The following is a 22,181-nucleotide window of genomic DNA, read 5'->3' on the forward strand; positions in this document are numbered from 1 at the left end:
TCGCAGTGCCTGATACCTCGAGGCACGCGGAGGACGAATGTCGCAGTTGCTCGTCGAATATCCCCTCACCGGCCCGCACGTCTGGGACAACCCGCTAGCCCGCGGCGCCGACGGAGTGCTGCGCTACGGAAACCTCACGCCCGCGCTGACCGAACTGCTGGATCTGCAAGTGCACGCCTTCGGTACCCGCGAAGCCGTGGTCGAGGTCGGCGGCCCGCGCCTGACCTACCGGGAGCTGTGGCATTCGGCCTCCCGGATCGCGGGCGGCTTGCAGGAGCACGGGATCGGATACGGCGACCGGGTCGCCGTTCACATGCCTTCCGGCGTCCGGTGGGTGCAGGCATTCCTCGGCGCCTTGCTCAGCGGTGCGGTGCCCGTGCTGGTGCACGACGGGCTGCCCGACGCGGTGGCCGAGCGCGTGATCGCCGACAGCCGTGCCGATTTCGTGCTCGGCCACCAGGGCGCCGAGACCGAACTGCCCGACGGGGCCGCCTACATCGATGACGGCGCGGCGCTGGGCGACCTGGCGCTGCTGTCCTACACGAGCGGGACGTGCACGCCCAAAGGGGTGGAGCTGACCAACGAGAATCTGCTCTCCGCCGTGCGCTCGGTGGTCGCGGCGCTCGACCTGCCGACCGACGGCCTGCGCAACCTGGTGCTCCTGCCGTTGGCGCACGCCAGCGGCTGCGTCGACCAGCTGTTGCCGACCTTCGCCGTCGGCGGCACCGTGGTCCTCACCCGGGACACCCGCGGCATGGCCGAGGCCATCACCGCCGAGCGGATCGACATGGTCTCCGCGACTCCGCGGATCTTCGCGGGCCTGCTGCCCGAACTCGCGGAACTGCGCGCCGAGGGGCTGTGCACCGAGGGCATCGCGCGGATCAGCAAGGCCGGTCACCGGGCCGAACGCGCCGCGTCGCCGGTCGCTCCGGTCGACCTGACGGCCGAACTGCGCGGCGTGTTCCCCGCGGCCCGGCAGTGGTCGGTGTGGGGTGCGACCGAGACCAGCGGCATCGGTCTTGCGGTGGACGACGCCGAGCAGGAAGACTCGCCCGACGCGACAGGGGTGCTCGGATTCCCGTTCGGCGGAACGGAATTGGCGCTCTGGGGCCCGCGCGCGCGGGCGGGGCACGGTGAGTTGCTGTGTCGCGGGCCGAACGTCACGCCGCGCTACTGGAACGATCCCACCACGACCGCGGCGCGATTCACCGGAACGTGGTTCCACACCGGCGATCAGGTGACGATCGATGCCGACGGTTTGGTGCGCAGGGGCGCGGTGCCCGCCGAATGACGCGGTCTCACTCCAGCATTCGATCGCGCAGTCGCGCCAGGAGAGCGGGCGTCAGCCCGATGGCGGCGAGATAGCCGTCCAGGTCGCCGTGCAACTCGCGCATCGACGCGGTGGCGATGTCCAGGTATTCGTCGCGCACGCCGAGCAGGTCGATCGAGAGTTCCTCACCGGCCAGCAGTTTCGTCGTCATGAGGGCGCGCAGCGCCGGGACGGCGCCGTTGCTGAGCAGGTAGTCGGCCTGGACGTCGGCCTCGATGACGCCCACCGCGCGCAGCAGCGTCGCGACGGCCCAGCCGGTGCGGTCCTTGCCCGCCGCGCAGTGCACCAGCACGGCGCCTTCGCCACGCAGGATGGACTCGGCGAGCGAGGCGATGGCGGCGTGCGCCTCCGGCAGCGCCGGGAACATCCGGTAGACCTCGAGCATGTGCGCGTAGGCGGTCCGCGCGGTCGCCTCGTGCGGCGGCGCCTCGGCCATCCGGGAGTCGAACGGCGTGATGGTCAGCCGGACGTCCGCGGGCAGCCGGTCGGCGCCGATATGGTCGATCTCGCGCTGTCCGCGCAGGTCGTGGACGACGCTGACGCCCAGTTCGCGCAGCCCGGCATGGCCCGCGTCATCCAGGCCGCTGAGCTGAGCCGAGCGCAGCAGGACGCCGGGGCGGACCTTGGCGCCATCGTGGGTGCGCAGCCCGCCGGTGTCGCGGAAGTTGAACGTGCCGGAGAGGAAGTACTGGTCGGCGGGGGGCGAGAGAGTCACCGATCCAGGCTATCCGCCGGGCGGAGCGAAGAGGTGTCGATAGCGGATCGGACCTCGAACGACAGGCTGACCGATTTGGGCGGTTTCGCTGTGGTATTTGCCACACGATTTGGGTTGCCGCCCACCTGAACCGTACCGTTGTCCATGGTCTGTCGAGCGGCGCAGCGTCGCCGAGATCCACCGTCATAGCGGGATTTCCGGGCGACACGGCTGGATCGCATACCGGTCCCGGTTGGGTAACAAAACATTCTTTCAGTCTGGAATTACCCATCGAACCCGTTCTCAAACCCCGAAAACGCTCTACCATTGATGAACGTTGGACCGGGCAGCCGAGGTGTTTCCCGATGTTGCCCGCCCTGTTCAGCGAGTCGCGCCAACGGAGGTGCGCGAGTTCTTTCGCCGAGGGAGTCGTCGTTGAGCGCACGTGGAGAAGTAATAACAGATATCCGGCTACGACCCGCCGTCACGGATGCGGTCGAAGCGGCGGCCGCCACGCTCGACTACAAGGGCCTGCGCGCGCTGCGGGTGTTGCTGCACGCCGGGGTCAGTGCCTACTGGCCGCTGGTCAAGGCCACTCCGGGTAAGCAGATCAGGTCGTACGAGAGGACCTTGGAGGCGCTGCGCGCGCGCTGGGAGGTCAGGGCCGGTTGCTTCCCTGATCCGATCGCGACGGAGTTCTACCGTGAGAAGGACGCGGAGGTCACCGCGTTCCTGAAGCTGTGCGCCGAGCGGTCGGGGACGCAGTGGCTGGAGCCGGTGGAGGCGATCGCCTGCAACGTCGTCTCGATCGTGCAGGGCACGGTCCTGCGCTGGCTGGCCGATTGCAACGACGAGACCATGTTGGTGGTGCTCGACGAGATGGTCAGCGGACTGGCCACCAAGGCCGCGGAGATCTGACAAATACTGGACGTTTGACCAACTTGGTGGTTGAGTTGTCCTGGTGACCGAGACGTCGCCGATCGCGGGGCTGCACGCGGCCACCGCCGACCTGGATCCGCCGCTGGCCGCCCTCGACCTGCCCACTGTGCGCGCGAACGCCGCCGACCTGGTGCGCCGCGCTGCCGGCACCCCGGTGCGTGTGGCCAGCAAATCCGTGCGCTGCCGCGCAGTGCTCGCCGAAGTCCTCGGCGCCGATCTCACCGCTTCGGGCGGTTTCGCGGGCATCATGTCTTATTCCTTGCGGGAAGCCCTCTGGCTCGTGCGCCACGGGGCGCGCGACGTGCTGCTCGGGTATCCCAGCGTGGACCGTGCGGCGCTGGCGGAACTGGCCGCCGACGACATCGCGCTGCGATCGATCACGCTGATGATCGACGATGCCGCGCAACTCGACCTGATCCGCGCCGCCGTCGGCACCGACCGGGTCCGGCCACGGGTCTGCCTGGACGTGGACGCGTCGCTGCGCATCGGCCCCCTGCACCTCGGCGTGCGCCGTTCTCCGGTACGCACGCCGCAGCAGGCCGCCGCCCTGGCGGGCGAGGCGCTGCGGCGTGGTTTCGACGTGGTGGGCGTGATGACCTACGAGGCGCAGATCGCGGGACTGCCGGACACCAATCTCGCGGTGCGCTTGGTGAAGCGGGCGTCCGCGGCGGAGATCCGCAAGCGCCGGGCCGAGGTGCTCGACGCGGTCCGGTCCGTGACCGGCGAGCTGGCGATCGTCAACAGCGGCGGCAGCGGATCCATCGAGGTCAGCGTCGCCGATCCGGACGTCACCGAGGTGACCGCCGGGTCCGGTCTGTACGTGCCCACGCTGTTCGACGGGTACCGGTCGTTCACCCCGCGGCCCGCGCTGTATTTCGCGCTTCCCGTGCTGCGCAGACCCGCGTCCGATATCGCCACCGTCTTCGCGGGCGGCTACATCGCGTCCGGCCCCACCGGAGCGTCGCGGGCGCCCAAGCCGGTGTGGCCGCGCGGGATGAAGCTGCTCGGCACCGAGGGCGCGGGCGAAGTGCAGACCCCGCTGTCGGGCGGCGCGTCACTCCGGGTCGGCGACCGGGTGTGGTTTCGGCACGCGAAGGCCGGCGAATTGTGCGAGCGGTTCGACACCGTGCACCTGGTCGACGAGGACGGTTCCCGCGTCGGCGTGCCGACCTATCGCGGCGAGGGCGTCTGCTTCGGCTGACCGGCGTCGGTCAGCCGGAGGAACGCCCCGAGATCGGCGAGTTCGTCCGTGCTCGCGGGCAGATACTCGGTGAGCAGTGGTGAGCGGATGACGATCGCCTTCCACATGGCGCGGCACAGCGCGTGCACCACGCCGCGCGACAGCAGCGACGGCATGCCGTAGGGAGCGTCGGCGGGGCTCGAGGTCGTCATGGACAGCAACACCACCGCCGCCTCCCGGCCGCGGAATCGATCCGGCGTGCCCACCAGCACGTCCTCGATCTTGGCGCGGCCCAGCAGCGTCCGGATGCGCCCCACCTGGGCCGCGTACGGCGCGACCACGAAGATGTCGTGCGGGTGCAGCCTGCGCGTGGTCGCGCCGATCGTCCAGGACATGCCGAGCAGGGCGCGGACCCGGCGCACCACCTCGCGCGCCTCCGCGGGCGACTCGGTGGCGTTGCCGTAATGGTCCACCAGGACGGTGTCCACTCCGGGCTGCTCGCCGTCCAGCCGCCGGGCCAGCGTGACCGTCTCGTTGGCCCGCAGGCGGCCGTCGTAGTACAGCCGGGAGACCGGCTCGCAGACCGCCGGGTGCATCCGCCAGGTGCGGTCCAGGAAGTAGCCGCGTTCGATGGGCAGCGTCTGACGTCCCGCGGCCAGCCAGCCGAGCACCGACTCGCCCACCGGGGCCGGGTGGGCGCCGCGCGCGCTCGACGCCACCGGATCGCCGAGCAGCAGCAGATTGCGCGCGCTCGCCGCGACGGACACGGCCTCGGCCAGCGGGAAACGGCCGGCGTCGGCGATCACGAGCAGGTCCAGGCCCGCGCGCGGCACCGAATTCTCGTCCGCGAAATCGGCCGGGACGCCGCCGAGCACGCACCCGCTGATCGCGTTGTCCAGAAATCGCGGGTAGCGGGCGGCGTCGATCACCAACCACTCCGGGGCGAGCGTCGCCGCGTCCTTCTTGGCGACCAGTTCCGGCAGGACGCCCGCCCGCACCACCGCGTCGAGCAGGTTCTCCACGGTGGCGGATTCCCGCGCGACAACGCCGATGCGCCACTTGTTCCGCGTGATGAGCCGCTCCAGCACGCGGGCGGCGGTCGGGGTCTTCCCGGTGCCCGGCGGGCCCTGCACGGCGACGTAGGAGTGGTCCAGAGCGCACAGCGCGGCTGTGATCGCCGCGGCGTAGTCGCCGTGCACCTCGGGCAACCGGGCGTCGCCGTGCAGCCGGGGCGGGCGCCGCGCCAGGATGTCGAAGACGGCCGCCCGCGGCGTGTCCGGCAAGGTCATCAGCAATTGCTGCGCCGCGAACTCGATGGCCGCTGCGGCGTTCTCGTCCCACTCCGGCAGGCCGGGCGCGATCGCGGACGGCAGTTCGTCGTAGGGTTCGCACCCTTCGGGCAGCGATTCCTCCAGCCGGACGGTGTCGTCGAATTCGGCGTCCACCGAGCAGCCGAGAACCGTGGCCGTCGCGGTGGCCCGCAGGCCCGGAGCGGTGACCATTCCCGCCGGCATCGGCTGGTCGTAGAAGGTGTAGACGGTGGTACCGGGAGTGAGCGCGCTCGCGCCCGGAGCGCCGCTCGGACCGGTGCCGATCCGGCCGGTCAGGGTCAGGTAGCGCCGCATCGCCGGGCGATCGGGGCGGCGATGCCACTTGGTGTCGACCGTGCCCCAGTCGGCGACCAGGACTCCTGGCGCGTCGGCCCATTCGTCCACCGGATGGCTGAGCCGGTCGGCGTGCGCCCACCACAACGGCTGCCGTTCGCGGCGATGGTAGCCGAGCGCGGCGGCCGTCAGCGCGGCGGGATGCAGCGAATCACCTTGCGCGGCGGCGTATTCGGCGAGCGCGGCCTCCAGCGACGACGGCCGGGACGACGGCGGCGGTGCGGCCGCGCCGGGGATCGCCGCGGTGTATCCGGCCGCCGCGGGCAGCGTCCGCGCGGCGACGCGCTGCTCGGCCGCGCGATCGAGCAGCCAATCGCGCAGCCGCAGCACGGTACCGCAATCGTGTTCGGCGGAGGTATCGGCAGGGCCGGGAAGCAGTCGGCGCAGCCCGCTGAGCCGGTAGGAGGATTCGCCGACGAGCAGCGCGCCGCGCACGATCGGATACAGATCGACCAGAACGCCTCCGCACAGCAGTTCGTCCACCAGCTCCTCGTTGACGCCGTGCCGTCCGGTGCAGCGCAGCAGCGCCGTGCGCACCGCGGCGGAGTAGTGGTAGACGTGCAGGTCCGGATAGATCCGGCGGCGCTGGGTCAGATAGTCGAGCACCTGCTCGAGCACGCGGCGTTCCGCGGCCGCGGCGTGCCGGGGGTCGCTCGAATCGATCGGCCCGCGCAGCGAGAGATGCACCGTGTCCGGGCCGCCGACCTCCACGACGAGCGGAGCGCGGCCGCCGCCCGCGATGGTGAGCGAGAGGTCACCGGGGGACGGCGCGGGCAGCGCTCCGAGCGCGGCCGCGTCGAGCAGGGCATACGTGGGTGTTCCGGAAAACTCGCGCCGCAGTTGGAGTTCCGCCTGGCGGCGCAGCGCGGAGACCGTCCGCGGCGGCACGCCGGGCACCGCGGCATCGGTGGTGGCCAGCCGGTCGATGGTGGTCACTCCCGCTTCGCGCAACCGGGCGCGGGCGGCGGACGGCATGCCTGCCACGAGCAGCAGGTCGCGCGCGGCGGACAGGGCGTCGGTGCAGGTCCGGCAGCGGCCGCAGGCCAGATAGCGGGGGTCGCCCCACTGCACGGGCAGCAGTTCACCGAGCTTCTCGTCCACGATCCGCTCCACCCGCCGCCTACGCGCCCGATACAACGGAAGCAACTCGCTCAGCGCCCGGGCGCTGCTCTGCGGGCCCCGGTGCAGCCGGACCAGCGGTGCGGTGAGCGCGCCCGAGCGGTCGAGGGCCTCGGCGCAGGCGGCGAGTTCGAGCGCGGCGGCGACCCGGTCCGCCGTCGTGGGCGCGATGCCGTGCACGGTGTAGCGGACCCGATGTTCCGCCCGTACCAGGAAGTCGGCGCCACAGTGGAATCGGCCGTCGAAGAAGGACGCGCCGTGCACCACGTGGGCGCCGGAGCGCAAAGCGGTGACCGTTTCGGCGTGAGCGGCGGTCAGTGCCGCGGCATACCGGCCGGGATCGCTCGGATCGTCCGGCGGCCGATCGATCTCGACCACCGCGCCGCCGAACCGCGTGCGGTAATCGTCGAGCAGGCGTCGCCGGACGTCATCGGTTCCCCGCGCGGGCTCGTCTCCCGGTGCGGTGCTGCGGGTTTCGGCCGGGATGGTACCGAGTTCGGCGTCGAGGGCGCGCAACAACGCGAACTCGCAGTGCGCCGCGCGGACGAGATCGACGGTGCTGCAGACGACACGATCACCGAACACGAACAAACGCGGCCCTCCTGTGTCTTCGCGGGACACCCGCTGCCGGCGTGCGCCGAATTACACACGGACCGCAACACTGTAGCTAGCGCGCCTGACCTCGGCCTACCCTCCCCGGCTCAGGACCGTGGCTTACGGCGCTCCGGCCGCTTGCCGCTTTCGCGCTCCCGGCGCTGGCCGCGGCTGAACGTGCGATGCTGCGGCGCGCCCTGATCCAGTTGCAACTGGATGAGCACACCACTGATCCGCGTGCGCCGCAACGCCTCCAGCGTCTCCTCCGGCAGCTGGGCGGGCAGTTCCACCAGGCTGTGGTCGGGACGGATGCTGATGTGCCCGAAGTCGCTGCGGCGCAGGCCGCCTTCGTTGGCGATGGCGCCGACGATCGCGCCGGGCACCACGCGATGGCGCTTGCCCACGCTGATCCGGTAGGTCGCCAGCTCGGTTCCGGTGGCGCGGTGGTGGGAACCGCCGACCGGTTCGTCGAAACGCCGGGCGGGCCGCTCGCGCGGGGTCCGGTCGCGTTGCGGGCGCTCCACCGGCTCCGGCTCGGGCTCCATGAAGAAGTTGTCGCCGTCGTAGGAGCCCACCGCCAGCGCCGCGGCGATGTCGGCCAGCGGGATGTTGTGCTCGCGCTCGTAGTCCTCGATCAGCTTGCGGAACAGCGGCAGGTTCGCCGAGGTGAGGTTCTCGGTGATGGCGTCGCCGAACTTCGTCACGCGCTGGGCGTTGACGTCCTCCACGCTGGGCAGCTGCATCTCGGTCAGCGGGTGGCGGGTGGCCCGCTCGATCGACTTGAGCAGGTGCCGCTCGCGCGGCGCGACGAACAGCAGCGCCTCGCCGCTGCGCCCGGCCCGGCCGGTGCGGCCGATGCGGTGCACGTAGGACTCGGTGTCGTGCGGGATGTCGTAGTTGACCACGTGCGAGATGCGGTCCACGTCCAGCCCGCGCGCGGCCACGTCGGTGGCGACCAAAATGTCCAAGGCGCCGGACTTGAGCTGGCCGATGGTGCGTTCGCGCTGGTTCTGCGCGATGTCGCCGTTGATCGCGGCGGCGGAGAAGCCCCTGGCGCGCAGCTTCTCGGCGAGTTCCTCGGTGGCCTGCTTGGTGCGGACGAAGATGATCATCGCCTCGAACGACTCCACCTCGAGCACCCGGGTGAGCGCGTCCAGCTTGCGCTGATGCGACACCAATACCCAGCGCTGGGAGATGTTGGTGGCCGTCGAGGTCTTCGCCTTGACCGTGATCTCCACCGGATCGTGCAGGTACTGCTTGGAGATCTTGCGGATCGCGGCGGGCATGGTCGCCGAGAACAGCGCCACCTGCTTGTCCGACGGAGTGTCGGCGAGGATGCGCTCGACGTCCTCCTGGAAGCCCATCTTGAGCATCTCGTCGGCCTCGTCCAGCACCAGATACTGCAGCTGCGACAGGTCGAGCGTGCCCTTCTCCAAGTGATCGATCACCCGGCCCGGCGTGCCGACCACGACGTGCGCGCCGCGCCGCAGGCCCGACAGCTGCACGCCGTAGCTCTGTCCGCCGTAGATGGGCAGCACATGCAGCCCCGGGATGTGCGCGGCGTAGCGGCCGAACGCCTCGGCGACCTGGATCGCGAGCTCTCGGGTCGGGGCGAGCACGAGGGCGCGCGGAGTGCGGCCGGTGGCTTCGAGCCCCATCAGGATCGGAATGGCGAACGCGGCGGTCTTGCCGGTGCCGGTCTGCGCGAGACCGACGACGTCGGCGCCGGAGAGCAGCGGGGGAATCGTCGCGGCCTGAATAGGCGACGGCGATTCGTAACCGACGTCGGCGATGGCCGCGAGGATGCGGTCATCGATCCCCAGATCGGCGAAAGACGGGCCGTCGGTGTCCCTGTCGTTGTCGCCAGAAACGCTGTCGACCTGATTGGTGCTCATTGACCAGGAGTTTACTGCCTCGTGCTGGTCGTCCCGGCCACCGCCCCAATACCGTGAGACCTATGCAACTGGACAACTCGCCCGCGCATCGCGATGTGACGCCGGATCAGCTGGACGTTGCGGTCGTCCAGTTCGCCCCGTCGACCGACCCCGCGGCGAACCTCGCGACCGTGCGCGAGCACGTCCGCACGGCCCGCGAGCGCGGGGCGCGCGTGGTCGTCGCACCGGAATACTCGATGTTTGCCGTGACCCGGCTCGACGAGCGGGTCGTCGCCGTCGCCGAGCCGCTGACCGGCCCATTCGTCACCGGCCTCGGGGCGATCGCACGCGAGTTCGGCGTGTTCCTGGTCGCCGGAACGGTGGAGCAGGTCGCTCCGGGTGGCGACCGCATCCGCAACACCCTGGTCGTGCTCGGCCCAGACGGCGCCCTCGTCACGCGCTACCGGAAGGTCCACCTCTACGACGCCTTCGGCCACCTCGAATCCGACGTGGTCGAACCGGGCGTGATCGAAGCCCCGGCGACCTTCACGGTCGGCGATGTGACATTCGGCATGCAGACCTGTTTCGATCTGCGCTTCCCGGAAGGTGTGCGCCGGGTCGCCGCGGCAGGCGCGCAAGTGCTGCTGCTGCCCGCCCAGTGGATCCCCGGCCCGGCCAAGGTCGACCAGTGGACCACGCTGGTCCGGGCGCGTGCCATCGAGAACACCGTCTACGTCGCCGCCGCCGATCAGGCCGCTCCCCGGGGCGCGGGCGCGTCGATGATCGTGGACCCGGCAGGCGCGGTACTCGCCGAACTCGGCGACGAGCCCGGTGTGCTGACCGCCGGAATCGACCTGGCCTACCTGAGCAAGGTGCGCACCGCCAACCCGAGCCTCGCGTTGCGTCGATTCTCGATCACCGAGCGCGGACCGGAGTAGCGTTCGGAATCGATGGTCTACACCGATCGGACCTCGGCCGGTCACGCGCTGGGTGCGCATCTCGAACACCTACGCGCGGCGAATCCGCTGGTGCTCGGGCTGCCGCGCGGTGGAGTGCCGGTGGCCGCCGCGGTGCGCGAGGTGATCGGCGGTGACCTCGACATCCTGCTGGTCCGCAAACTGGGCGTGCCCTGGCAACCGGAACTCGCGCTGGGCGCCGTCGGCGAGGACGGGGTTCGGGTGCTGAATCCGGATGTGCTGGCGCACACCGGGCTGACGCCGAAGAAGGTCGACTCGATCGAGGCGCGCGAGCGCGCCGAACTGGAGCGGCGCAGGCAGGTGTTGCGCGGTTCGGCGCGGCCGATTCCGCTGGAAGGGCGCACCGTGGTGATCGTCGACGACGGCATGGCGACCGGCGCCACGGTCGTGGTCGCCTGCCGGGTCGCGCGGCTGCACCGGCCCGCGCGCGTCGTCGTCGCCGTGCCGGTCTCCTCCACGGAGGCGATGCGCCGGGTCGCCGACGAGGCCGACGAGGCGGTCTGCCCGTGGGTGCCGCGCTCGCTCGGCGGCGTCGGCGGCGCGTACCGGGACTTCCATCAGTTGGAGGACGCCGAGGTCACCGCGTTGCTGTGCTGACAGTGCTCAGATCTCGGCGATGCCCTTGCGGTGGCGCTGGGCCAGTTCGGCGTAGAAGCCCGGGTTGAGCTGCACCCACATCTGCGCCTGCGTGCCCTCGATCGGCCGTTTCACCTCGGCGGGGGAACCTGCGGCGAGCACGCCGTCGGGAATCTCGGCCCCGGGCGGCACCAGCGAGTGGGCCGCGATCATGCTGCCCGCGCCGATCTTGGCCAGGTCCAGCACCGTGGTCCCGTTGCCGACGATGGCCTCGGCGCCGACCGCCGCGCCGTGGAAGACCACGCTGTGCGCGATCGTCGCGCCGGGCCCGATCTCCATCGGCACGTCCGGTGGCACGTGCAGCACCGCGTTGTCCTGGATGTTGGCGCGTTCCCGGATCACGATCGGCGCGAGGTCCGCCCGCAGCACCGCGCCGTACCAGATCGAAGCGCCCGCCTCGACCCGGACGTCACCGATCAGGGTCGCCGTCGGCGCGACGAACGCCGTCGGATCGACCTGCGGCCGTTTGCCTTCGAATTCGTAGAGTGGCACTCGTACACCGTAAACGGTGGTGTCGGGTCGTCGCCGGACCGGCGTCGGGAACCGCCGTGCGGCTCAGCCCCGGTCTGGATCCCATGAGTGTCGAATCCGGGATGGAAGTGGGACTCCCAACGCGGTGCCGCGGTCCATCGGCTGCCGTGTGCCCGGTCCGCACCTGGCGCGATCGTCCTGCCTCGGATGATGAGCCCGCGTATGCCAGTCGTGTCGGTCTCCGCGTTCGTGCGGACAAGCCGGTCCAACCGACACCGGTGGCTGATCGCCGCGTAACGGTCAGCGGCGCAGCAGCAGGCCGGGCCGAGCGTGCGGTCCGATCGTCGTGTCCGTCACGCGTTCATCCGTTGCGCTGTCGAGTGTCGGCGGGCGCTTGACCCGCGACGGGTAGCCGAGATGTTCAGCGTCCGGCGTAGGCGGTGGACGTGCGCGCGGCCGCGGTGACGAGCGGTCGGAGGTGGGCGGCGAAACGCTCCGCGTTCACCGCGACGATGTCGACGTCCGCGCCGGTGCGCACTGCGTACCGGCCGTCGGCGACCACGTCGATCCAGCACAGCACGCCGAACGGGCGTAGTTCGCCCGCGCCGCGACGGGCGGAGACGACCATCTGCCCGATGCCTTCGCGCGGCTGCCGGAGCAACTTGCGGATCCGGGATGGGGTGGACGGCCCGGCGACCGGAACGGTGACCAGGTTGCGGCTGTCCTCGCCGACCTGGGTCAGGGGAGCGGTCAGCCGCGGGAGGGTGCCGGGGGCGTTCTCGGGAAGCATGGAAACGATCCGCGCGCACAGGCTTTTCGAGCTGCCCGCGAACAATCGCACCTCGCCGCCGCGGTCGGGCGTCGCGCCGGGGCGTTGCGCCGCGACCACCGCGATGTTCCCGGCGGCGGCGCCGAGGATGCGCACCGGCCGCACCGCCGGTTCGGTGTCGGTCGCCGGTCGCGGTCCGCCATCCTCGCGCGGCGCAGCGTCACGCTGACCGAACACCGGTCGGTGTCCGCTGTCCTCGCGCGGCGCCGCGTCACGCTGACCGAACACCTCGACGCGCAGGTCCGGCTCGGCGAGAACGCGCAGCGCCGCCTCCAGATCCGCGTCCAGGACCTGATCACACCAGCGTTCGAGCGCCGGAAGCTGCGCGGCGCGTTCGCCGATGTCGCGGGCCGACAAGCGCACGGCGAGGGGATAGGGGATGCGATCACCGTCGGTGCGTGACCAGGCCAGCGCGAACTGGTCCGGGGTCAGCGTCCAGTTCACTCGTACTCGGACCATTCCCCGAGCACGGGCGGCGTGGTCGGATCGAGCGATCCGATGAGTTCGCCGCCGTCGTCGGAGGGCTCGAGGAAGGTGGGCAGGTCGTCGAGGTCGAACTCCTCGTCCTCGTCGTCGATCGGAGCCAGGCGTGCGGTCGCCGCGTTCGCGGCCACGCTCGCACCCCCGCGCGGGGTGTCCACCGCGGCCACCGCACCGCCCATCAGGCCGCCCATCGCGCCCGCGCCGAGACCGGTGACGGCCGCGTCACCGCTGTCGTCGTTCCTGCGCCGCTCGTCGCGCTTGCGCTGTTCCTCGGGCGGAACCTGGGGGCCCGCGCCCGGCACGGCGGGCACCGTCATCGGCTCGCCCGTCACCGCGGCGGGGGCGGTCGTCGGCCCCGGTGCGCCCGGGACGGGCGTCGTACGGTGGACGGACGCGGCCGCCATCGCCGGAAGCGCCGCCGCGGCGGCGGGCGCGACACGAGGCGCCGTCGGCGCCGGTGCCTCGCCCGAAGCGGCAGCGGTGGTGGTCGGCGCGGCAGCGGCGGCAGATGTGGATGTGGATGGAGCTTCCGCAGTGGGTTCCGGATCGGCCTGCGGAACAGCGCCCCGCTGCTGTACCGGGTGGCTCGGCTCCTGCGAGGCTGTCGCGAACGATAGGGGTTGCGCGGCAGGGGAGGGCTGGGCGTCTCCGATGATCTTGCTGGACGGTGCGGCACCGGGCGTCGCTGCGGTCGGCGGATCCGTCTCGTCGGGGAACGCGGGCACGTCGGTCCCGGTCTGCACGAACACACCGGCGTAGATGTCGTTCATCGCGCGCACGACGTCCTGACGGGCGTGCTCACTCGCCTTCTGCCCCTCGACATTGCTGGTCGCCTGGGACGGATCCAGCAGTGCTCCCGCCAGATCCGGTGCGTCCGTGGGAGGCTCGGTCACCGCGGCCCGCAGCGCTTCGGCCGCGTCGCTCGCTCGCCCGAGGCGCTGCGAGACCACCGCGAACACGTCGGCCAGGTCCTGGCCGCCCTGTTCGAACACGCGCACCACCGCGTCCGCGCTCTTGGCGGCGGAGCCGCGCCAGCCGTCGGCGATGGCCGCGCGAATCTCGGTGTGCGCCTGGAAGACCGCGTCGGCGAGATGCGCTGCCGCTTCGCTCCACGCCTGCTGGCCGCCCGCGAGCACGGCCGGATCCAGCAGTTGCACCTTGGCGTGGATCTCGCTGTGGGTGAGGTTGTCGAACACTTCGACGTTCGGCGCGTAAGCGGGATCGGTGCGCCGGTGGGTGGCCCGCTCGCCGGCGCGTGGCATCTCACGCATGCGCGGCTCCCGTCACGTCGATCCGTTCCACCGCCAGCGCGAGGGCCTGGTCGGCCTGCTGATAGGTGGCGGCCGCGGCGCGGAATGTCTGCGCGAGTTCCCTTGCAGCGGAAGAATATTGGCGTAGTCGCGTGATCGCGCCGTCGGCTTTGCGCTCGAAGCCGGCGCGTAGCGCGTCGCCGGAGGCGAATCCGCCGAATCCGGGCAGGGCGGTGGCGGCGCTCAGCACGCGGATCTGCTCGTCGACCCGATCGGCGAGCAATTCGTACTGGCGCGCGCAGCGTTCGTGCGCGCCGTCGGCGACCAGCAGGCTGTCGATCCACAGCGAGCCGTCGTCGACCGCCCTGTTCAGCGCGGCGATGTCGATACCTGGTGCGGTGACCTCCGCGCGTGGCTCTCCGCCGAACTCGTTCTCCTGCGATGGCATCTGCGCCGTCCCCCTTCCTCGTCCGAAGAGCGGTTCACGGATGTCGTGCCAACCCCACGACGACACCCTGCGTCCAATCCGCGATGTCGGCAGTGACCCGCGCGTGCACCGGCTCGTGCAACAGGTCGTGCCCTGCGTCGATGTACTCCCGTAAATCTACCGATTCGTGGCGGCTAGTCCAGACCCTGACGGCATCGATCGGCGCGCGCCGATCGTCCACGCCGTGCACCGCGAGGATCGGAAGCTCGCGTGGCAGTGGCGTTCCCGGCGCGCCGGGCGCACCGCCGCCGAGCGCGCGCTTCGGGACTCCCGACAGCACCAGGCCCGCGAGCGCGTCGTCGGGGAGGGCCGGCCGCAGCGGGTAGTCTCGTTCCACGGTCACCGGATGCGCTGTCGTGTCAGTGGTTTCCGGCACCGCCGCGCCGAGCATGCCCAGCGCGGTCACCGCGCCCAGCGAGTGACCCAGCAGGATCAGTGGCCGGTCGTCGCGCGCCAGTTCGACGAGCCGCACGGCGTCCGCTACCAGCTCGGCCAGTGCGCCGGGCCGTTCCGGATCGCCCTCGCTCAACCCGTGTCCCGAGGTGTCCAACGCCCACACCTGCGCCCCGGCGGGTCCCAGGGCGCGCGCGAACCGGTGGTAGTGCCCACTGTGCTGCCCGATTCCGGGCAGCAGAACGAGGGTGTACCGCGAATTCTCGATCGGCCACCGCCGATAGTGCATCCGCCCGCGCGCGCCGTCGAAAAAAGGCATTCACCGATAGTGCCAAAGATCGTGTCCGGGACGGGACCGCACGATTTCGCGCCGAAAACGGCTAAGATCCGCGGCGACTCACTCCTACCCGAGCCCGAGGTGCCCGCGTTGAGAACCCTCCGCCGTCCCGGCGCCTTCCTCGCCTCCGCAGCGGCGCTCGCCTGCACCGCAGTACTCGCGCCGGTCGCCGAGGCCGCGCCGCCGGTCGCCGCCTGTGACCCCGCGGCGGCGGTCACGGCCGTTCCGGCGCCGGTGCCGGTGCTCGACTGGGCGGAGAATCTGGGCTACGACGCCCAGGGCAATCTGTGGGTCTCGCGGCTCAACCGCAACGAGGTCCAGCGCTACGACGCCGCCGGCACGCTGACCGCGACTGTTCCGGTGGAGTTCCCGGGCGCGGTCCGGCTCGGTCCCGACGGGTTGCTGTACGTCGTCTACGGCGACGCGCCGGTCAGCGTCGTGCGGCCCGGCGGCGTGATCCGGTTCGATCCGGCGGCGGCAGTGCCGGCACCGGAGCTCTACGTCTCCGGGTTCACGATGCCCAACGGCGCCGCGTTCGACCCAGCTGGGAACCTGTACGTCGCGACGTTGTCCGGCGTGGTCAAGGTTCGTCCCGACGCCTCCGTCGACACCGCCTGGGGCGCACCGCTGGCCGGACTGGCCGCCAACGGCGCGGTCGTGCACGACGGCGCGCTGTACATCACCGCCAACGGCGGCCCGCTCGGCCGGATCGTCCGCATCCCGCTCGACGACCCCGCGGCCCGCGCCACCGTCGCGGATGTCGCCGGGCGACTGCCCGGCCTGCCGGATTTCGCCGACGACCTGCTCGTCGACCCGAGCGGCATCCTGTACGTCACCACTCTCACCGGCCAGCTGGTCCGGGTCGATCCCCGCACCGGCGCAGGCTGCGCCGTCCTCGCGGGCCAGCCGCTCACCGCGGTGGCCGCTGCCCCCGGCCGTCCGGACGAATTGATCGCGAGCACGGAATCCGGCGCTCTGCTCGGAATCCGCCTCGCCCGCTGAATCGGAGGTCGCGGGCGGGTGCGCGTATAGACGCTCGAAGCGGGGTGCGCCCGAGGGGATGCGCTCCCTGATCGCAGACGTCGCGCAGAATGCGCAGAGGACCGGCTGATCAAGGTATTGCCAGGTGCTCAGAAGTGTTCGGCTACGACTCGTAGAGGGCCGGGTGCGCGCGGCGGTTCGCCTGGGATGTGCACGGACGCCAGAACTCCCGGGTCGGCTCGTGGCCTCGCAAGTTTCGGCGCTGTCCCAGCGCGACGGTGACGAGTTCGAATCGCTCGAGTCATGGGCGCTCCTGCGTGCCTATCGCGCGCTCGGCGCGGTCGGCGATGGCGCGCAGCTGCGCGATGAGTTCCGGTGGCTCGTGGACCTGGAAGTCCGCTCCCAGCCCGAGCAGCCGGTGGGCCAGCCACTCCGGTGCGTCGTCGCGAACGGTGTCGATCCGGCAAGTACGCGCGTCGATCGGAATGATCTCGCCCGGGCCGTCACCCAGCCGTCCCGCGACTCGGTCGGCGGAAGCGTGGATGGTCAGGCGGAGCCGGAAGGCCGGTGTCCCCCAGTCGGTGCGGCGGCCCGTGACGTAGGCGGCGGGATCGGCGGCGGGTAGCGGGCGCGGCGCGAAGCGGGCGGCGGTGGGCTGCGGACGGTCGATCCGGTCGACGCGGTAGACGCGCCAGCCTGCGCGGTCGAGGTCGTAGCCGACCAGGTACCAGCGCCGCCGGGCGGGCACGAGGCCCACCGGCTCGGCATTGCGCCGCGTCTCGGCTCCTGTTTCGTCGCGGTAGGCGAATCGCACCCGTTCCCGGTTGGCCACGGTGGCCGCGAGCGTGGCGAGCACCTCGGGGTCGGCAGTTGGCCCGTCACCGGTGGGCGGAGTCAGCGCGGCGGCGAAGACCCGCACTCTGCGCCGCAACTTCGCGGGCAGCACCTGCTCCACTTTGGCCAGCGCCCGGACCGACGCCTCCTCGATCCCGGCCACCGCGGACCCGGCGGCGGCGCGCAACCCGACCGCGATGGCGACGGCCTCGTCGTCCTCCACCAGCAACGGCGGCATCGCCGCGCCCGCCGCCAGGCGGTAGCCGCCAGCCGCGCCGAGCGTCGCGGTCACCGGATAGCCGAGCTCGCGCAGCCGATCGATATCGCGGCGCACCGTGCGGTCGGTGACGCCGAGGCGTTCGGCCAATTCGCTGCCCGGCCATTCGCGCGGCGTCTGCAGCAGCGACAGCAGGCGAAGGAGCCGGGCGGGGGTGTCGTTCATGCTCCGAGCATGCCGGAAATCTAGGACCTGATCAGTCCTAGATCGCTTCTAACGTCGTCGTCGTACTCGCAGGACCGACTGGCAAGGAGCCGACCGAATGACCGATATCCGACCCTTCCGCATCGAGATTCCGCAGGCAGAGGTGGCCGACCTGCACGACCGGCTCGCCCGCACCCGCTGGGCCGCCCAGCTGCCCGGCGTGGGCTGGGATCGCGGCGTCCCGGTCGACTACCTGCGTGAACTGGCCGAGTACTGGCGGACCGGGTTCGACTGGCGCGCACAGGAAGCGGCGCTCAACGCGTTCCCCCAGTTCCGCACGCGGATCGACGGTCTCGACGTGCACTTCGTGCACGTGCGCTCGCCGGAGCCGGGCGCGACGCCGCTGATCCTCACCCACGGCTGGCCGAACTCGTTCGCCGAGTTCGCCGAGACCATCGGCCCGCTCGCGGATCCGCGTGCGCACGGACTCGATCCGGCCCAGGCATTCCACGTCGTGGTGCCGTCGGTCCCGGGTTTCGGCTTCTCCGAAGGGCCGCGCGAGCTCGGCATGACACCGGCGAAAGTGGCCCGGATGTGGCTGAGCCTGATGGATCGCCTCGGCTACCGGCGCTTCGGGGCGCAGGGCGGCGATCTCGGCGCGTATGTCGCGCCCGAACTGGCCATCGCCGCGCCGGACCGAGTGATCGGCGTACACCTCGACGGCGGGATCGGGATGCCGACCGAGGCGGACGTACCCACCATGACGCCCGAGGAACGCGCCGAATGGGACGGCATGCAGCAATGGATGACCGGAGGCGTGAACCACCACGTCCTGCTGCACGCCGCCCCGCAGACCTTCGCCCACGCGTGGACCGATTCACCGGTGGGCCTGCTCGCCTGGCTGATGCAGAAGTTCACCGAATTCGCCCCGCTCGCCGACCGCGTCGAGGACGTGATCAGCCGCGATCAGCTGCTCACCAACGCCAGTCTGTACTGGTTCACTTCCACCGCGGCCTCCTCGTCGTGGCCGATGTACAACGGCCTCGGCGATGGCGGATTCGCCTGGCCGAAAGGACAGAAACTGGTGCCGACCGGCACCTACGGCGGCGGATCCGCGCTGATGCGCAGGCTCGCCGAACGCGACAACACCATCGTGCACTGGCCGGAGGGCAACACCGGCAACCACTTCATCGCGATGGAGCAGCCGCAGGCGCACGTCACCGACATCCGCGCCTTCTTCGCCGCCCTGCGGTAGGGAGCGCCGGGGGCGATGCCCCGCCGAGCGATGTCGCCAAGTGGCTGCTCGGCCGTGTAGCGATCAGCGGGGACCGATGCGACCGCATCCAGGGGGCTGGGCGGGTGCGCCGTTTTCGAGCATGCCGAGGGCAACCGCTACGTGCCGTAGCCGGTCCATAGCCAGGGTGAAACGGCTCCTAAGGGGTGGGCTCGCCGCCGGAGCCGCTCGGCGCGGGCTGCGCGGGGGCCGCCGGGGCAGGGCCAGGCGCGGGCGCAGGCGGCGGAGCCGGGGCATCGGGGACGGTGAACAACCCGACTGTGGGTGTCATCACACAGTGGGCGAAGGGGTAGTCGATGATGCCCCACATCGAGGCGAGCACCGTGCCCGGTCCGCTCTTGACCGTCTTCGACAGTGTCGGGAGGCGGTACTCGGTCACGTCGTCGAGCGGATCGATGCCGCTGGCGCCGGTGTTCACGTTCACCCAGGCGACGACGAGACCGGACGCCAGGGGAGCGCCGGAGTGCGACGGGGTCGCGCTGAACCGCAGCTCGCCGGGACCGACGTTCAGATCCCGGCCGGTGCCCGTCCCATCGGTCGTGGCGGCCGCGATGATCGTGGTGATCGGCCCGTTGCTGCCGCAGCCGAACGTGGGCGCGGCGTAGGAGAACGGGGTGAACACGCTGGACACCTCGCGCAGGCGCGCGGCGCCGATCAAGTCGGCGTAGCGCCTGAGCGCGCCGACGCCCTCCTGCGCGGACGGGTCGGATCCGGCGATGTCGGTGAGATGGGCCAGGCCGGAGTCCACCGGCGCTTGGGGCTCCGCAGTGGCGGGCGCGGAGAAGGTGAGAACCGCGCCGATGGCGAGAGATGCCGCCGCGGCCGCGGCGCGTGCGATGGTCCTGCCGTTCACTCGTTCTCCTCGATACCGAACCCTGTGGGCCCCCGACCCACCTGCAGCAACGTACCAGCTCGCGGCCGCTGCCGTCCCGGGGAGCGGCGCCTGGGACGGGGGTCGTGACCGGCGTGTGTGTCCCTCCGTTGTGATCCAGTCGACAATGGGGGATTACCGGGAGGTAGGTTTGACTCGGACGTACGAGACACGCAGGGAGATGCGTATGAAACTATCCTTGTCCCCCGACGACGTCGCCTTCCGCGACGAACTGCGCAAGTTCTATCGGACCGAGATCCCGGCCGACATCCGCGAGCGCGTGCGCGACGGCCGCGAGCTGTCCCGCGACGACATCGTCACCACGCACAAGATCCTCAACGACCACGGCCTCGCGGTGCCCAATTGGCCCGTGGAGTGGGGCGGCAAGGATTGGACGCCGATGCAGCGCCACATCTGGCAGGACGAGATGCAGCTGGCCTCGGTGCCCGAGCCGCTGACGTTCAACGCGCAGATGGTCGGCCCGGTGATCGCCCACTTCGGCTCGCAGGAGCTGAAGGAGCGTTTCCTGCCGCCCACCGCGGCGCTGGACATCTGGTGGTGCCAGGGCTTCTCCGAGCCGGACGCCGGCTCCGACCTGGCCTCGCTGCGCACCACCGCGGTCCGCGACGGCGATTCCTACATCGTCAACGGCCAGAAGATCTGGACCACGCTGGCCCAGTACGCGGACTGGATCTTCTGCCTGGTGCGCACCGACCCCAGCGCGCCGAAGAAGCAGGCGGGCATCTCCTTCCTGCTGTTCGACGTGAAATCGCCCGGTGTCACCATTCGCCCGATCAAGCTGATCGACGGCGGGCACGAGGTGAACGAGGTCTTCTTCGAGAACGTCCGGGTGCCGGCCGACCAGCTGGTCGGCGAGGAGAACATGGGCTGGACCTACGCGAAGTTCCTGCTCGGCAACGAGCGCACCGGCATCACCGGCGTCGGCCGCACCAAGGTCAAGATCGGTGTGGCCAAGCAGTACGCGGCGAAGACCAAGTCGGGCAACGGCACGTTGCTGGAGGACCCGGTGTTCGCGGCGCGGGTCGCCGAACTGGAGAACGAGCTGCTCGCGCTGGAACTCACCCAGCTGCGGGTGGTGTCCAACTCCTCGGACGGCAAGCCGAATCCGGCCTCGTCGGTGCTGAAGCTGCGCGGTTCGGAACTCCAGCAGGCGGCCACCGAGCTGCTGCTGGACATCGCGGGACCGGACGCCATCCCGGTGGGTGCGGACGACATCGCCTCGCCCGGCTGGGCGCAGCGCAGCGGCCCTTCCTACCTGAACTACCGCAAGACAACCATCTACGGAGGCTCCAGCGAGGTGCAGCGCACCATCATCGCCTCCACGATCCTCGGATTGTGAGGCGACACCATGGATTTCGATCTCACCGATGAACAGGTCATGCTCCGCGACACGGTCCGTGACCTGCTCGCCCGCACCTACGACGCGGAATCGCGGCTCAAGGTCATCGACTCCGAGCTCGGCTGGAGCCGGGACGTGTGGCGCCAGCTCGCCGAACTGGGCGTGCTCGGCCTGAGTTTCACCGAGGAGGACGGCGGCGTCGGCGCCGGTCCCGTGGAGACCATGGTCGTGCTCGAAGAGGTGGGCCGCAGGCTCGCTCCGGAACCGATCCTGGACGCGGTGCTGGTGCCCGGCGGGCTGGTCGCCGCGGCGGGCAGTGCCGAACAGCGGCAGCGGATCCTGCCCGAGGTCGCCTCGGGCGCGAAGCTGCTCGCGTTCGCCCATGCCGAGCCCGGGGTGCGCTGGCCGTCGAACGACCTGGCGACCACCGCCGCGGCGCGGGGTGATTCGTACACGCTGACCGGCGTGAAGAACCCCGTTCCGCACGGGGACAGCGCCGACGAGCTCGTGGTGAGCGCCACGCTGCCGGAGGGCGGTGTGGGGCTGTTTCTCGTCGCGCCCGACGCGACGGGCGTGGTCCGCAAGTCCTACCGCACGGTGGACGGTCAGCGCGGCGCGCAGCTGGAACTGACCGACGCGCCCGCCGAGCGGCTCGGCGCGGCGGACGCGGCCGAGGCGATCGCGTCCGTGCTCACGCACGCGCAGGCGAGCCTGTGCGCGGAGTCGGTCGGCGCGATGGAAGAAGCGTTGCGGCTGACCGCCGATTACCTCAAGCAGCGCAAGCAGTTCGGCGTCACGCTGTCGAAGTTCCAGACGCTCACGCAGCGGGCGGCCGAGATGTACGTCTCGCTGGAGCTGGCGCGCAGCATGAGCCTGTACGCCACGGCGTCGCTGGCGGACGGAGCCGACGATCCGGTGATCGCCTCGCGCGCCCGGTTGCAGGTCGGTCGCGCGGCCCGGCACATCGGGCAAGAGGCGATCCAGATGCACGGCGGCATCGGCGTCACGGCGGAGTACCCGGTGAGCCACTACGTGGCACGGCTGACCGCGATCGAGCACACTCTCGGCAGCGGACTCGAGCACCTGCGGGTGCTCAGCGACCGGGTCGGCGACTACGAGCTGCCCGAGCTGTAAGGAGTGCCGCGGTGGTGCGTGCTTGCGCA

Annotated in this window: 19 protein-coding genes; 9 read left to right on the forward strand and 10 right to left on the reverse strand. The window is 71.0% G+C overall.

Annotated features, from left to right (window positions below; genetic code table 11):
- Positions 1–37 precede the first annotated feature (37 nt).
- Positions 38–1,291, forward strand: a complete 1,254-nt coding sequence (locus tag ABZ552_RS17460; protein ID WP_281877820.1) for an AMP-binding protein — start codon at positions 38–40, stop codon at positions 1,289–1,291.
- A gap of 7 nt (positions 1,292–1,298) precedes the next feature.
- Here the strand turns inward: ABZ552_RS17460 and ABZ552_RS17465 are convergent, their stop codons facing one another.
- On the reverse strand, positions 1,299–2,045 hold the full coding sequence (locus ABZ552_RS17465; protein WP_281877821.1) for a tyrosine-protein phosphatase: 747 nt from the start codon (positions 2,043–2,045) through the stop codon (positions 1,299–1,301).
- Between the two features lie 414 nt (positions 2,046–2,459).
- On the opposite strand from ABZ552_RS17465, the gene ABZ552_RS17470 reads away from it, so the two are divergent.
- Positions 2,460–2,942 carry a TetR family transcriptional regulator gene (locus ABZ552_RS17470; protein ID WP_281877822.1) on the forward strand — a complete coding sequence of 161 codons (483 nt, stop codon included), beginning with the start codon at positions 2,460–2,462 and terminating at the stop codon, positions 2,940–2,942.
- A gap of 43 nt (positions 2,943–2,985) precedes the next feature.
- Positions 2,986–4,164 carry an alanine racemase gene (locus ABZ552_RS17475; RefSeq protein WP_281877823.1) on the forward strand — a complete coding sequence of 393 codons (1,179 nt, stop codon included), beginning with the start codon at positions 2,986–2,988 and terminating at the stop codon, positions 4,162–4,164.
- On the opposite strand, the gene ABZ552_RS17480 is transcribed toward ABZ552_RS17475, so the two are convergent.
- Entirely contained in the window at positions 4,134–7,511 is a 3,378-nt protein-coding gene (locus ABZ552_RS17480) for an AAA domain-containing protein (protein WP_281880767.1), read from the reverse strand. The genes ABZ552_RS17475 and ABZ552_RS17480 overlap by 31 nt on opposite strands.
- Positions 7,512–7,627: 116 nt before the next feature.
- Positions 7,628–9,415, reverse strand: a complete 1,788-nt coding sequence (locus ABZ552_RS17485) for a DEAD/DEAH box helicase (RefSeq protein ID WP_281877824.1) — start codon at positions 9,413–9,415, stop codon at positions 7,628–7,630.
- A gap of 62 nt (positions 9,416–9,477) precedes the next feature.
- On the opposite strand from ABZ552_RS17485, the gene ABZ552_RS17490 reads away from it, so the two are divergent.
- A complete protein-coding gene (locus ABZ552_RS17490) occupies positions 9,478–10,332 on the forward strand; it encodes a carbon-nitrogen hydrolase family protein (protein ID WP_357438223.1) in 855 nt (284 codons plus the stop codon).
- 12 nt (positions 10,333–10,344) lie between these two features.
- Positions 10,345–10,968 (forward strand): phosphoribosyltransferase family protein, encoded by a 624-nt coding sequence (locus tag ABZ552_RS17495; RefSeq protein ID WP_281877826.1) that lies wholly within the window; start codon positions 10,345–10,347, stop codon positions 10,966–10,968.
- Positions 10,969–10,974: 6 nt separating this feature from the next.
- Here ABZ552_RS17495 and ABZ552_RS17500 read toward each other — a convergent pair whose 3' ends face one another.
- The 5 genes from ABZ552_RS17500 to ABZ552_RS17520 form a co-directional block, all read right to left on the reverse strand.
- Positions 10,975–11,499 carry a gamma carbonic anhydrase family protein gene (locus tag ABZ552_RS17500; RefSeq protein WP_043731092.1) on the reverse strand — a complete coding sequence of 175 codons (525 nt, stop codon included), beginning with the start codon at positions 11,497–11,499 and terminating at the stop codon, positions 10,975–10,977.
- 400 nt (positions 11,500–11,899) lie between these two features.
- Entirely contained in the window at positions 11,900–12,751 is an 852-nt protein-coding gene (locus ABZ552_RS17505; RefSeq protein WP_357438227.1) for an ESX secretion-associated protein EspG, read from the reverse strand.
- Positions 12,748–14,061, reverse strand: a complete 1,314-nt coding sequence (locus ABZ552_RS17510; protein WP_357438231.1) for a hypothetical protein — start codon at positions 14,059–14,061, stop codon at positions 12,748–12,750. Before ABZ552_RS17510 ends, ABZ552_RS17505 begins: the two co-directional genes overlap by 4 nt.
- Entirely contained in the window at positions 14,054–14,488 is a 435-nt protein-coding gene (locus ABZ552_RS17515; protein ID WP_281877830.1) for a hypothetical protein, read from the reverse strand. The genes ABZ552_RS17510 and ABZ552_RS17515 overlap by 8 nt, the downstream gene beginning before the upstream one ends.
- 34 nt (positions 14,489–14,522) lie before the next feature.
- Entirely contained in the window at positions 14,523–15,239 is a 717-nt protein-coding gene (locus ABZ552_RS17520) for an alpha/beta fold hydrolase (RefSeq protein WP_357438234.1), read from the reverse strand.
- A 108-nt stretch (positions 15,240–15,347) separates the two neighbouring features.
- On the opposite strand from ABZ552_RS17520, the gene ABZ552_RS17525 reads away from it, so the two are divergent.
- Positions 15,348–16,259, forward strand: a complete 912-nt coding sequence (locus ABZ552_RS17525) for a hypothetical protein (protein WP_281877832.1) — start codon at positions 15,348–15,350, stop codon at positions 16,257–16,259.
- A gap of 280 nt (positions 16,260–16,539) precedes the next feature.
- On the opposite strand, the gene ABZ552_RS17530 is transcribed toward ABZ552_RS17525, so the two are convergent.
- Positions 16,540–17,514 (reverse strand): YafY family protein, encoded by a 975-nt coding sequence (locus tag ABZ552_RS17530; RefSeq protein ID WP_281877833.1) that lies wholly within the window; start codon positions 17,512–17,514, stop codon positions 16,540–16,542.
- A gap of 97 nt (positions 17,515–17,611) precedes the next feature.
- On the opposite strand from ABZ552_RS17530, the gene ABZ552_RS17535 reads away from it, so the two are divergent.
- On the forward strand, positions 17,612–18,748 hold the full coding sequence (locus ABZ552_RS17535; protein WP_357438237.1) for an epoxide hydrolase: 1,137 nt from the start codon (positions 17,612–17,614) through the stop codon (positions 18,746–18,748).
- 178 nt (positions 18,749–18,926) lie between these two features.
- On the opposite strand, the gene ABZ552_RS17540 is transcribed toward ABZ552_RS17535, so the two are convergent.
- Complete coding sequence (locus tag ABZ552_RS17540; RefSeq protein WP_281917407.1) at positions 18,927–19,640, reverse strand: hypothetical protein; 714 nt, start codon at positions 19,638–19,640, stop codon at positions 18,927–18,929.
- 205 nt (positions 19,641–19,845) lie between these two features.
- On the opposite strand from ABZ552_RS17540, the gene ABZ552_RS17545 reads away from it, so the two are divergent.
- The gene (locus tag ABZ552_RS17545) at positions 19,846–21,018 is read left to right on the forward strand and encodes an acyl-CoA dehydrogenase family protein (RefSeq protein ID WP_281877836.1); all 1,173 of its coding nucleotides are present in this window, start codon (positions 19,846–19,848) and stop codon (positions 21,016–21,018) included.
- 9 nt (positions 21,019–21,027) lie between these two features.
- Positions 21,028–22,152, forward strand: a complete 1,125-nt coding sequence (locus ABZ552_RS17550) for an acyl-CoA dehydrogenase family protein (RefSeq protein WP_357438240.1) — start codon at positions 21,028–21,030, stop codon at positions 22,150–22,152.
- Positions 22,153–22,181 lie beyond the last annotated feature (29 nt).

The organism is Nocardia sp. NPDC019219 (assembly GCF_040632645.1).
GTDB lineage: Bacteria > Actinomycetota > Actinomycetes > Mycobacteriales > Mycobacteriaceae > Nocardia > Nocardia sputorum.